Origin of the sequence: Mycobacterium sp. ITM-2016-00316 (genome assembly GCF_002968335.2) — a bacterium.
Classification (GTDB): domain Bacteria; phylum Actinomycetota; class Actinomycetes; order Mycobacteriales; family Mycobacteriaceae; genus Mycobacterium.
The window spans coordinates 5,975,858-5,986,944 of sequence record NZ_CP134398.1; the positions used below are offsets into that span (position 1 = coordinate 5,975,858).

General features: G+C 66.1%; 14 protein-coding genes. 5 read left to right on the forward strand and 9 right to left on the reverse strand.

All coding sequences use genetic code 11. The features are described 5' to 3' along the window. Nucleotides 1-34 precede the first annotated feature (34 nt). The 5 genes from sigM to C6A86_RS29085 all read left to right on the forward strand — a co-directional run bounded on the left by sigM (nt 35) and on the right by C6A86_RS29085 (nt 3,860). Complete coding sequence (sigM, locus tag C6A86_RS29065; RefSeq protein ID WP_105363381.1) at nt 35-631, forward strand: RNA polymerase sigma factor SigM; 597 nt, start codon at nt 35-37, stop codon at nt 629-631. Between the two features lie 7 nt (nt 632-638). After that, complete coding sequence (locus C6A86_RS29070; protein ID WP_142406982.1) at nt 639-1,142, forward strand: hypothetical protein; 504 nt, start codon at nt 639-641, stop codon at nt 1,140-1,142. A gap of 82 nt (nt 1,143-1,224) precedes the next feature. Then, on the forward strand, nt 1,225-2,187 hold the full coding sequence (gene trxB / locus C6A86_RS29075; RefSeq protein ID WP_105363379.1) for a thioredoxin-disulfide reductase: 963 nt from the start codon (nt 1,225-1,227) through the stop codon (nt 2,185-2,187). A 24-nt stretch (nt 2,188-2,211) separates the two neighbouring features. After that, nucleotides 2,212-2,544 (forward strand): thioredoxin, encoded by a 333-nt coding sequence (trxA, locus tag C6A86_RS29080; protein WP_105363378.1) that lies wholly within the window; start codon nt 2,212-2,214, stop codon nt 2,542-2,544. Between the two features lie 131 nt (nt 2,545-2,675). After that, nucleotides 2,676-3,860 (forward strand): N-acetylmuramoyl-L-alanine amidase, encoded by a 1,185-nt coding sequence (locus C6A86_RS29085; protein WP_105363377.1) that lies wholly within the window; start codon nt 2,676-2,678, stop codon nt 3,858-3,860. A 168-nt stretch (nt 3,861-4,028) separates the two neighbouring features. Here the strand turns inward: C6A86_RS29085 and C6A86_RS29090 are convergent, their stop codons facing one another. The 9 genes from C6A86_RS29090 to rpmH all read right to left on the reverse strand — a co-directional run bounded on the left by C6A86_RS29090 (nt 4,029) and on the right by rpmH (nt 10,503). After that, nucleotides 4,029-4,808 carry an acetyltransferase gene (locus tag C6A86_RS29090; RefSeq protein ID WP_105363376.1) on the reverse strand — a complete coding sequence of 260 codons (780 nt, stop codon included), beginning with the start codon at nt 4,806-4,808 and terminating at the stop codon, nt 4,029-4,031. 256 nt (nt 4,809-5,064) lie between these two features. Further along, nucleotides 5,065-6,066: a ParB/RepB/Spo0J family partition protein gene (locus C6A86_RS29095; protein WP_105363375.1), complete on the reverse strand. Its 1,002-nt coding sequence runs from the start codon at nt 6,064-6,066 to the stop codon at nt 5,065-5,067. A gap of 112 nt (nt 6,067-6,178) precedes the next feature. Further along, the gene (locus tag C6A86_RS29100; protein WP_105363374.1) at nt 6,179-7,177 is read right to left on the reverse strand and encodes a ParA family protein; all 999 of its coding nucleotides are present in this window, start codon (nt 7,175-7,177) and stop codon (nt 6,179-6,181) included. After that, nucleotides 7,174-7,857: a 16S rRNA (guanine(527)-N(7))-methyltransferase RsmG gene (rsmG, locus tag C6A86_RS29105; protein WP_105363373.1), complete on the reverse strand. Its 684-nt coding sequence runs from the start codon at nt 7,855-7,857 to the stop codon at nt 7,174-7,176. Before rsmG ends, C6A86_RS29100 begins: the two co-directional genes overlap by 4 nt. Nucleotides 7,858-7,926: 69 nt before the next feature. Continuing rightward, nucleotides 7,927-8,487: a R3H domain-containing nucleic acid-binding protein gene (locus tag C6A86_RS29110; RefSeq protein ID WP_105363372.1), complete on the reverse strand. Its 561-nt coding sequence runs from the start codon at nt 8,485-8,487 to the stop codon at nt 7,927-7,929. 72 nt (nt 8,488-8,559) lie between these two features. Beyond that, nucleotides 8,560-9,636, reverse strand: a complete 1,077-nt coding sequence (yidC, locus tag C6A86_RS29115; protein WP_396835421.1) for a membrane protein insertase YidC — start codon at nt 9,634-9,636, stop codon at nt 8,560-8,562. 43 nt (nt 9,637-9,679) lie between these two features. Further along, nucleotides 9,680-9,910 carry a membrane protein insertion efficiency factor YidD gene (yidD, locus tag C6A86_RS29120; protein WP_233213007.1) on the reverse strand — a complete coding sequence of 77 codons (231 nt, stop codon included), beginning with the start codon at nt 9,908-9,910 and terminating at the stop codon, nt 9,680-9,682. 50 nt (nt 9,911-9,960) lie between these two features. Beyond that, on the reverse strand, nt 9,961-10,338 hold the full coding sequence (gene rnpA, locus C6A86_RS29125) for a ribonuclease P protein component (RefSeq protein WP_105363369.1): 378 nt from the start codon (nt 10,336-10,338) through the stop codon (nt 9,961-9,963). Nucleotides 10,339-10,359: 21 nt separating this feature from the next. After that, the gene (gene rpmH, locus C6A86_RS29130) at nt 10,360-10,503 is read right to left on the reverse strand and encodes a 50S ribosomal protein L34 (protein ID WP_068001749.1); all 144 of its coding nucleotides are present in this window, start codon (nt 10,501-10,503) and stop codon (nt 10,360-10,362) included. Nucleotides 10,504-11,087: the final 584 nt, after the last annotated feature.

Here is an 11,087-nt window from a genome sequence, read left to right on the forward strand (position 1 = left end):
AGAGGGGTGCGCCGCCGGCCATAGTGTTCGGCAGGTGGGGAGTTTCGGGGGACGCTCGGGGCACGATCGCACCGATGAGCAGTTGCTGGCGGCGCATGTCGCCGGGGACCGCTTCGCGTTCGAGGAGCTGTTCAATCGCTATCAGCCGCAGCTCTACCAGCTGGCGCGGATCACCATCCGATGCCCCGACGACGCCCGCGACGCCCTGCAGGACGCGATGTTGTCCGCGCACTGCGGCGCGCCGAAGTTCCGGCACGACTGCTCGGTGAGCAGCTGGCTCTACCGCATCGTGGTGAATGCCTGCCTGGACCGGCTGCGCCGGCACAAGGCGCGTCCGACGACGCCGCTGGAGGCGACGACGTCCGCCGGGTCGGTCGGCGACCCGGCGCCTGGGGTGGATACCGCCATCGTCGTCGAATTGGCGCTCATGCGGCTGCCGGTCGAACAACGGGCGGCCATCGTGGCCGTGGACATGCAGGGCTTCTCCGTCGCCGAGGCGGCCCGGATGCTGGGCGTGCCCGAGGGCACCGTGAAGAGCCGGCGCGCACGGGCCAGGACAAAGCTGGCCACCACGCTGGGCCACCTGTGCGCGCCGGTGGCTGCGGCCGAATCCAGCGGTGCCGCGCGATGATGGAGGTGTGCAGCGCAACGCGCCCCACCGGGTGGTTCCCCCGGAGAGCGGACACCACCGGCAGAACCGGCCGGCGCCGGGCGGGCGCCAGGTAGCCGCCGTCACGGGCGCGCTGGCCGCCGTACTGGGCCTCGGCATCGGGCTGTACGCCGTGTTCGACGGCGACGACGCCGCCGAACCGGGTACCGCCCGGGCCCCGGAGACCAGCGCCCGCCACCTCACCGCGCGTTCGCCCGCGATGCCGTTGACCGACCCGCAGATCCTTGCGTTGCTGCGGCGCCCGCCCGATCTGGGACCGCTGGTCGACCCGCAGGGCTGCCTGAACAGCCTCAACGACCTGGCCGAGACCCGGATCCTGGGCGCCGCACCGGTGTCGCTGAGCGCACGGCCGGCGGTGCTGCTGGTGGTGCCCGCACGGGACCCCTCGGCGGTCATCGCGGTGGTGGTGGCGCCGGATTGTCCGGCGGTCGGCACCGGGGCACTGGCCCGGACGGAGTTGGCCCGGCCCTAGCAAGCGCGCCGGGAACACCCGGGCCTACCCTGATGTTTGAACACACGGCCGCGTAAACGGCAGAAAGGCTGGGATTCCCAGGATGTCCACCACTTCTGAGGTCACGTCCCCCATTCACGACGTGATCATCATCGGCTCCGGCCCGGCCGGGTACACCGCCGCGGTCTACACCGCGCGGGCCCAACTGCATCCGCTGGTGTTCGAGGGCATCCAGTTCGGTGGCGCGTTGATGACGACCACCGAGGTGGAGAACTACCCGGGGTTCCGCGAGGGCATCACCGGTCCCAATCTGATGGAAGAGATGCGCGAGCAGGCACTGCGCTTCGGTGCCGATCTGCGGATGGAAGACGTCGACGCCGTCGACCTCACCGGTTCGATCAAGACGGTCACCGTCGGTGACGAAACTCACCGCGCCCGATCGGTGATCCTGGCGATGGGTGCAGCCGCCCGCCAACTCGGCGCGCCCGGCGAGATGGAACGCATCGGCCTGGGTGTGAGCACCTGCGCCACCTGTGACGGATTCTTCTTCCGCGACCAGGATATTGCGGTCGTCGGCGGCGGCGACTCGGCGATGGAGGAAGCGATCTTCCTCACCAAGTTTGCCCGCAGCGTCACGCTGATCCACCGTCGCGAGGAGTTCCGCGCCTCCAAGATCATGCTGGACCGCGCCCAGGCGAACGAAAAGATCACCTTCCTGACCAACAGCGCCATCACCGAGATCGAGGGTGATCCGAAGGTGACCGGAATTCGCTTGCAGGACACCGTCACCGGCGAGGAGTCGAAGCTGGCCGTGACGGGCGTGTTCGTCGCGATCGGCCACATTCCGCGCTCGGATCTCGTCCGCGGGCAGGTCGGTGTCGATGAGGACGGCTACGTGCAGGTCCAGGGCCGCACCACCGCAACATCGCTGGAAGGTGTGTTCGCCGCCGGTGATCTGGTGGACCACACCTACCGGCAGGCCATCACCGCCGCCGGGTCGGGCTGTGCGGCGGCGATCGACGCCGAGCGCTGGCTCACCGAATTCCCCGCTCCGACAGAAGATTAGACCCCCTCCAGTTAGGAAGATCCGATGACCGAGAACTCCGCAACTGCCGTCGTCACCGACGACTCCTTCTCCCAGGACGTGCTGACCAGCTCCACCCCGGTGCTGGTCGATTTCTGGGCCACCTGGTGCGGCCCGTGCAAGATGATCGCTCCGGTGCTCGAAGAGATCGCCGCGGAGAAGGCCGGTGAACTCAAGGTGGTCAAGCTCGACGTGGACGCCAATCCGGCCACCGCGCGCGACTTTCAGGTGGTCTCGATCCCGACATTGATCCTGTTCAAGGATGGTGCACCGGTCAAACGGATCGTTGGGGCCAAGGGTAAAGCCGCCCTGCTCCGGGAGATCGCCGAGCACGCCTGACGGCGGCCGTTCTCTTGCGAATCACACGCTCGGGTTTTCCGGATATTCGCGGGCATCTGAGACAATACTGACAGTCCGAACTGCAACCGTCGGCGTCCTGTGGGCGGTGCAGCGTGTCTGAAAGGCCAGGTATGTCGATTCTGCGTCGCGGCGACCGGGGAAGCGCGGTCATCGAGATCAGGTCGGCACTGGCGGGTCTCGGGCTGATCAACAGCCCCGATGCCGACCTGAGCACCGGCAGGCACGTCGCGGTGGACGTCTTCGACGCCGATCTCGACCACGCGGTGCGCGCGTTCCAGCAGCAGCGCGGTCTGCTGGTGGACGGCATGGTCGGCGAGGCGACCGCGCGTGCATTGCGCGAGGCCTCCTACCAACTCGGCGCCCGCACGCTGTCCCACCAGTTCGGCGCGCCGATGTACGGCGATGATGTCGCCACCCTGCAGGCCCGCCTTCAGGATCTCGGCTTCTACACCGGGCTGGTCGACGGTCACTTCGGCCTGCAGACTCATAACTCGCTGATGTTCTTCCAGCGCGAGTACGGGCTGTTTCCGGACGGCATCTGCGGCCCGGAAACATTGCGGTCCTTGTACTTCCTGGGTTCCCGGGTAACCGGCGGATCTCCGCACGCGATCCGCGAGGAAGAGCTGGTTCGCAGCTCGGGCCCGCGGCTGTCCGGGAAGCGGGTCATCATCGATCCGGGCCGGGGCGGTGACGACATCGGTGCCATCGTCCAAGGACCCGAAGGCCCCCTCAGCGAGGCAGATATCTTGTGGGACTTGGCGAGCCGGCTCGAGGGCCGGATGACGGCCATCGGGATGGATACCTTCCTGTCCCGGCCCGCCGGGCATTGCCCGACCGACGCCGAACGCGCCGCAACAGCCAATACCGTCGGCGCAGACCTGATGATCAGCCTGCGCTGCACCAGCCACCAGAGCCCGTCGGCCAATGGCGTGGCGTCGTTCCACTTCGGCAATTCGCACGGCTCGGTGTCCACCATCGGGCGCAACCTCGCAGACTTCATTCAACGAGAACTGGTGGCGCGCACCGGATCCAGCGACTGCCGCGTTCACGGCCGCACCTGGGATCTACTGCGGCTGACCCGGATGCCCACTGTCCAGGTCGATTTGGGCTATGTGACCAACCCGCAGGACCGAGCCCTACTGGCCACCAGCCAGTCTCGCGATGCGATCGCCGAGGGCATGCTGGCCGCGGTGAAGCGGCTGTACCTGCTCGGCAAGAACGACCGGCCGACCGGGACCTTCACCTTCGCCGAGCTGCTCGCCCACGAGCTGTCGGTCGAGCAGGCCGGCCGCTGACCGTCGCTCTACCCTCGGTTCTCGACGGGCGTGCACGAGTAGAAGCGTCGGCAGCTCGCCGCGGCGCGGGTGCCATCCGAGGACCGTCGGCGCCGGCTCCCCTTCGCCGACGTAGAACCTTGCCGATCCGCCGCGCATGGGGGCGTCGTACAAATCGGCGAGGCTGTCCTATCTGACAGTGATCGGCGTGACCACGGCGAGCGCCGGTGAACCCGCCCCCACCGGCGCCTGCAGGCGCGCACTTTCCAGCAGACGCTCGAGGGCGGCCTCGACATCGGCCTTCCAGCCCAGTCCCTGCTCGAGCTCGAGCCGCAGACGGGGGAAGTAGGGGTGCGGTGCGACGACCTCGAAACCCATGTCGATGAGTAGGTCCGCGTCGATGATGCACTGGCCGGCCGAACAGTCGCCGAGCACCTCGATCACCTGTTCCAGATCGGACGGGACGCCGGAGTCCGGACACAGATCCTCCACCAGCGCGGTACGCCCGAATGCCTCGAGCGCGCGCACGCCTCGACGCACCAGATCGGCCACCACCGCGGTGATCAGACCGCGCGAGAGGTTGTCGCCGTCGTCGGCGGATTCCAGCCCGATCGAGGTCAGCAGGACGGCATCGGCACTGACCGGTCCGGTCGGGAACTTCCGGGCCCGCGGTACCGCACCGGGCGGTGCGTAGAAGACGTAGCCGAGACACGATTCGTCATTGAAGGCCTCGGGGCGATCCGGATCCTGCTCCCCCGGTTCGGCGGCACCCTGGATTGCCAACTGGGCGCACGATCCCCACTCCAGCATGACCATCGACAGCCACGCTTCCTTCTCGAATTCGGGATCGGCAAGGTGGTCATCGCCGCCCAGGGTCGAGGGATCGACTTCCCAGAACACGCATCGCCTCGCATGCTTCGGCAGCTGCTCGAATGCCTCGAGCCGCAGCGGGCTGATTCGTGCTGACACTTCGACTCCCCGACCTTCAGATGGTTCCGGCGCGCACGGATGCCACTCCAGGATAGGAGAATGCACTCCGCCCGGCCCACCGAGCCTGGCTAATTTCATCGAACCGGTGTCGGACACCAAAGATGTTGCTACGCATGACATCTCCTTTCCTACCCGATGTTTCAGCGACCTTCCGCGGATTCAGTGTCACAGTGACGTAATTCGCCTGTGTCTCTGGTCCTGAGCGTGCAACGCGGAATCGGCCATTTCGTGACCTCTACTGCTTCGCGGAGTTCATCAGTTCGACGATGCGCTGCAGATCGTCGACCGATCCGAACTCCACCACGATCTTGCCCTTGCGTTTGCCCAAACTGACGGTGACCCGGGTATCGAACGCCGTGGAGAGTTGTTCGGCAACGTCCTGCAGACCCGGCATCTGAATCGGTTTGCGCCGAGGCGCCGGCGGATCGCTCGGACCGTTGCGGTTGGCCAGGGTGACGGCCTCTTCGGTGGCCCGCACCGACAGACCCTCCGCCACGATCCGTGCGGCCAACTCCTCCTGCTTCTCCGGACCACCCTCCAGCGACAGCAGCGCGCGGGCGTGACCCGCCGACAACACACCCGCCGCGACCCGCCGCTGCACCGGGATCGGCAGGCGCAGCAGACGGATCATGTTGGAGATCAGCGGCCGGGAGCGACCGATGCGCGTTGCCAGTTCGTCGTGGGTAACCCCGAACTCGTCGAGTAGCTGCTGATAGGCCGCCGCCTCTTCCAACGGATTCAGCTGAGCCCGATGGATGTTCTCCAGCAAGGCATCGCGCAACATGCTGTCGTCCGCGGTCTCACGAACGATCGCCGGGATGGTCTCCAGACCTGCCTGCTGGGTCGCCCGCAAGCGGCGCTCCCCCATCACGAGCTGATAGCGGGTCGACCCGTCGGCGGCCGGCATCGCGCGCACCACGATCGGCTGCATGACACCGAACTCGCGGATGGAATGCACCAATTCGGCCAGTGCTTCCTCGTCGAAAACCTGCCGCGGCTGGCGTGGGTTGGGGTCGATCAGGCCGGGGTCGATCTCCCGGTAGACCGCGCCGAATTCCGATGACCCGGCCGCCGGCGCATCATCGGCGGTGGCGGGTGCCGGCGCGCCGCCCATCAGGATGTCGGCGGTGGCCGCGCCGATTCGCGGACCGCCGAGCGCTTCACCCTCTGCCGGACCGGTGGGAATCAGGGATGCCAGGCCACGGCCCAAGCCACTGCGTTTCTTCGCCTGGTTCATGATGCTGCCGGTCCCCCTATGTGGATTCGCTCGCTACCAAAATACGTGGCGCCCGCCCGCGGGCCCGGCCCTCGGCACCCTCCCCGGATCGCTCCGTCGAGAACGCTACTGCTCATTCGCGTGGGCCGCCCTTGGTTCTGCCGCGTTCGGCGATCTCCCTGCTGGCGTCGATATAGCTCATCGCTCCACGTGAACCCGGGTCGTAGTCGAGAATCGTCATCCCATACCCGGGCGCCTCGGAGACCTTCACGCTGCGCGGGATCACGGTGCGGAGCACCTTGTCGCCGAAATGCGCCCGGACATCTTCGGCCACCTGATCGGCCAGTCGCGTCCGCCCGTCATACATGGTGAGGACGACGGTGGTGACCTCGAGTTCGGGGTTCAGATGCGCCTTGACCATCTCGATATTGCGCAGCAGCTGGCCCACTCCCTCCAGTGCGTAGTACTCGCACTGGATCGGGATCAGCACCTCCGGCGCGGCGACGAGCGCGTTGATGGTCAGCAGCCCCAGTGACGGCGGGCAGTCGATGAACACGTAGTCGAAGCTGTGTTCCTTCAGTCCCGCCAGTGCGGCCCGAAGCCTGCCCTCGCGAGCGACCATGCTGACGAGTTCGATCTCGGCGCCCGCCAGATCGATGGTGGCCGGCACACAGTAGAGGCGCTCGTTGTGCGGGCTGCGCTGCAGGGCGGCCTCTAGCGGGATCTCACCGATCAGTACCTCGTAGGACGACGGCGTGCCCTCGCGGTGCTCGATACCCAGCGCGGTGCTCGCATTGCCCTGGGGGTCGAGGTCGATCACCAGAGTCTGGAGCCCCTGAAGCGCGAGCGCGGCCGCGACGTTGACCGCCGTGGTGGTCTTCCCCACGCCACCCTTCTGATTGGCGATGGTGAAGACGCGCTGCCGATCGGGGCGCGGCAGCTCCCCGTGGCGCTTGTGCAGCAGCCGGGTCGCCCGCTCGGCTTCGGCAGCAATGGGTGTGTCGGCGACCTGATCGCCCTTCCACGTTCCTGCATCCGGTGACCATGTTTCACGTGAAACGTCGCTCTGCGGAACATCGCGGGCGGACGGCTGACTACTCGCGCTCCCGCGATTACCCCTGCCGAACTTCATCGTTTCCTCCTACCGGGTCGCGAGGCAACCGCTCCGCGTCGTGCGACCACCACGGTGGCAGGTGGCTGCAAAAAGTCCACGCCACATCTCACCACCTTCACCTCTGTGGCTCCAAGCGAGCTGAGTGTCCGCAGGTGCTCTTCGACCTCATCCACGGCACGTTCCCCCTTCAGTGCCAACATCCGACCGCCCGCACGCAACAGCGGCAGGCTCCACCGCGACAACTTGTCCAACGAGGCGACTGCACGGGACACCACCGCATCCATCTCGCCCGCTTCGTCCCGCACCGTTCGATCCTCGGCGCGACCGCGGATCACCGCGACGTCGAGTCCAAGCTCGTCGATCACTTCCCGCAAGAACTCGCTACGCCGCAGCAGCGGCTCGATCAGCGTGACCTTCAGATCCGGCCGCGCAATCGCCAACGGTATACCGGGTAGACCGGCCCCGCTCCCTATGTCGGCGACGCGCTCGCCCGGCTCGAACAGTTCGGCCATGGCGGCGCTATTCACGAGATGGCGGTCCCACAACCGATCGACCTCCGACGGGCCCAGCAGGCCGCGCTCAATCCCGGCCCCGGCGAGGATCTCGCCGTACCGTTGCGCCACTACCAAGCCGTCGCCAAAGCAAAGAGCCGCCGACTGGGGCGCCGGACTCAGTTCGCCATGTTTCACGTGAAACATCCTCCGGTTGCGCTCCAGGCCGACGGCCCTGAACTTGTCGCTCGAACTACATGCGTGTAACTAGCCGACTCACGCGGGCAGCACGACGACGCGTCGCGAAGGCTCCGCGCCCTCACTCTCGCTGCGGACACCATCGACGGCCGCCACGGCGTCATGCACGATCTTGCGCTCGAACGGCGTCATCGGCGACAGTTCCTCGCGCTCGCCGGACTCCAGCACCCGCTGCGCGATCTTGTCGCCCAGCGCCGCCAGCTCGTCGCGCCGACGACGGCGCCACCGCGCGATGTCCAGCATCAGCCGGCTGCGCTCGCCGGTCTTCTGGTGGACGGCCAACCGGGTCAGCTCCTGCAGGGCGTCGAGCACCTCGCCCTTGCGACCGACCAACTTGTTCAGGTCGCTGCCACCGTCGATGCTCACGACCGCTCGGTCGCCCTCGACGTCCAGATCGATGTCACCGTCGAAGTCCAGGAGGTCCAGCAGCTCCTCCAGGTAATCGCCGGCGATCTCGCCCTCGGCGACCAGTCGATCTTCCAGGTCCTCGGTGGGCGCGTCATCGGACGCGGTCTCGGTAACCAGGTCGCTGTCCTCGGGCGCGGCTTCGGTGCGCTCGGTGGTTTCGGCGTCAGTCATATCCGTGTTCTCCTTACTTCGCCACGTCCGCCCCCGGTGGGTTCCCGGGTCGATCGGCTCTCGGCTTGGCTTCTAGCGCTTGCGCTTCTTGGGCCGTGCGCCCGGCCGCGGAGTGCCCCCCGGCGTTCCGTTGGACGCATCGTTGTTTCTGCCCTTGGGGGCAGATGTCTGTGATTCGCCGGCGACCTCTTCGGCCGCTTCCGGCTGGGTGAGCTCCTGCGCCGGATTCGCGGAAGCCGCGCTGTCCGCACCCTCGGTGGACGGATCCTTCGCCACCTTGCGGACCTTGTTCGGCTTCTTACCCGGCGCCGGTGCATTCGCCGAGCGCCGTTCAAGGGCTTCGGCCTTCTTCAGCTCTTCCTCAGCTTCGATCTTGCCGAACACATAGTGCTGCTGAGCGAAGGTCCACACGTTGTTGGACACCCAGTACAGGATGATCGCCAGCGGCAGGAACGGGCCACCGACCACGACGCCGAGTGGGAACACGTACAGCGCCAACTTGTTCATCATCGCGGTCTGCGGGTTCGCGGCGGCCTCTGGACTCTGGCGCGCCACCGACGCCCGGCTGTTGAAGTAGGTCGCAATACCCGCCAGGATCATCAGTGGCACACCCACACCGATGATCGCCGCGCGGCTCACGTCGAAACCGATGAACGCCTGCCAGCTGCTCTCCGACTGGATCATCGTCGCGCCCAGCGGGGCACCGAACAGATTCGCCTGCAGGAAGTGCTGCACGTCTACCGCGCTGAACACATAGTTGGGCAACTCTTTGTTCAGTTCCAGGTCCAGCCCCAACTCACCAAAGTTGTTGCCGGTCCTGTTGAACGACCGCAGCACGTGGAAAAGGCCCAGGAACACCGGCACCTGCGCCAGCATCGGCAGGCAGCCGAGGATCGGATTGAATCCGTGTTCCTTCTGCAGCTTCTGCATCTCCAGGGCCATCCGCTGGCGATCTTTGCCGTATTTCTTCTGCAGCGCCTTGATCTGGGGCTGCAGTTCCTGCATCTGCCGAGTGGTCCGGATCTGCTTCACGAACGGCTTGTACAGAATCGCGCGCAACGTGAACACGAGGAACACCACCGACAGCGCCCAGGCGAAGAAGTTCGTGGGTCCGAGGATGAAGGCGAACGCCTTGTACCAAACCCACATGATCGCCGACACCGGGTAGTAGATGATGTCCAGGCTGAACCAGTTAAACAACAGAATCGCTCCTGACGACTTCTACTGAAGTCTTATCGCCGGTCTTGTCGCCGCGCTCGGGTATCGGGTCCCATCCGCCACGGTGCCATGGACCGCATTTGGCCAACCGCACCGCGGCCAGCCAGCCGCCGCGGATCAACCCGTATTCGGTCAGGGCATCCACCGCGTACTCGCTACAGGTCGGGGTGAACCGGCACGACGGCAACCGCAACGGAGAAATCATCGTTCGATACAGCTGGATCAGGAAGATCACGCCGTTGGCGGCCCACCGGGTCACGGTCGGCTCGGCTTGTGGCTACGGGTCTTCTTCAACGCCGCGCGAAGTTCGGATTCGAGGCGGGCCGAGATGGCGTCCCGGCTTCCGGGCAACGCACGAATGACCACCCGGGCGCGTGGACCGAGATCGGACGCCTCATCGTTGATCAGGTGGAAGGCCGCGTGACGCAGCCGTCTCGACACGCCGTGGCGCTGCACCGCGGAGCCGACCGACTTGGAGACCACGAGGCCTATTTTGGGTCCGTCGTCACAGCCGTCAGAAAATCCGTCGTGCAACGCATGCACGACGAGATCGGGCTGAACCGCCCGTACTCCTTGGCGAACCGTGACACCGAAATCAGACGACCGTGTCATCCGGTACCGGGCCGGAAGCACTGCCCTGAACCCTGCGTCGAATCACGCAGTCAGGGAGCGGCGGCCCTTGCTGCGGCGGCCCGACACGATGGCACGGCCGGCACGGGTACGCATGCGCAACCGGAAACCGTGCACACGGGCCCGGCGGCGGTTGTTCGGCTGAAAAGTCCGCTTGCCCTTGGCCACGGTTGTTTCTCCTCGTTCGGTCTGGTGTCGACACCCTCGATCACCATGACAGTCATGGCAGCCGAGGACGCAGCCACCGTTGGTAAGCTCATCCATCTTGCCGGCGCGGCACCTCTGCGGTTCCGAAGAACCACCGAGTCGCAGCCGTATCGCCACGTGCGGGCGACTGTTCGAGGGTACTGACGAGATTTGCCTGGGTCAAACCTGGCCAGGCCTGCTCCCAGACCAACCCATCTCGGTCTCACCCGGTAACAAAAGCCACACCTGTCACCCACTTTGCCGTTCCTGTCAGGAACCTGTCGGCAATGTTGCAGAACGGTTGGCACTCCGAGAGAAAACTGTTAGCTTTTCGCAATGCCGTTTCGAAGTTTGGAACGGCGCCGGAACCAGAGCGGGGATGACACCGGCCGCGAGACCGCAGACCACGATCGGTCTGTGCCGAGCTCCGACACGGGGTCCACGCCCACAGATAGCGCGACGATTTACTACTGATTACTGTCCACAGTCTGTGGATAACTATGTGGACAGTTTGTTATCGTCGCCCCCCGGGACATCCCGAGGAAGCCGTTAGGGGGTAGGCGTCG

Bases quoted from the DNA above. Each gene is read 5' to 3' on its own strand.
- trxB (WP_105363379.1), top strand. From the start codon at position 1,225: ATGTCCACCACTTCTGAGGTCACGTCCCCCATTCACGACGTGATCATC.
- trxA (WP_105363378.1), top strand. From the start codon at position 2,212: ATGACCGAGAACTCCGCAACTGCCGTCGTCACCGACGACTCCTTCTCC.
- C6A86_RS29085 (WP_105363377.1), top strand. From the start codon at position 2,676: ATGTCGATTCTGCGTCGCGGCGACCGGGGAAGCGCGGTCATCGAGATC.
- C6A86_RS29095 (WP_105363375.1), bottom strand. From the start codon at position 6,066: ATGAACCAGGCGAAGAAACGCAGTGGCTTGGGCCGTGGCCTGGCATCC.
- C6A86_RS29100 (WP_105363374.1), bottom strand. From the start codon at position 7,177: ATGAAGTTCGGCAGGGGTAATCGCGGGAGCGCGAGTAGTCAGCCGTCC.
- rsmG (WP_105363373.1), bottom strand. From the start codon at position 7,857: ATGTTTCACGTGAAACATGGCGAACTGAGTCCGGCGCCCCAGTCGGCG.
- C6A86_RS29110 (WP_105363372.1), bottom strand. From the start codon at position 8,487: ATGACTGACGCCGAAACCACCGAGCGCACCGAAGCCGCGCCCGAGGAC.
- yidC (WP_396835421.1), bottom strand. From the start codon at position 9,636: ATGTGGGTTTGGTACAAGGCGTTCGCCTTCATCCTCGGACCCACGAAC.
- yidD (WP_233213007.1), bottom strand. From the start codon at position 9,910: ATGATTTCTCCGTTGCGGTTGCCGTCGTGCCGGTTCACCCCGACCTGT.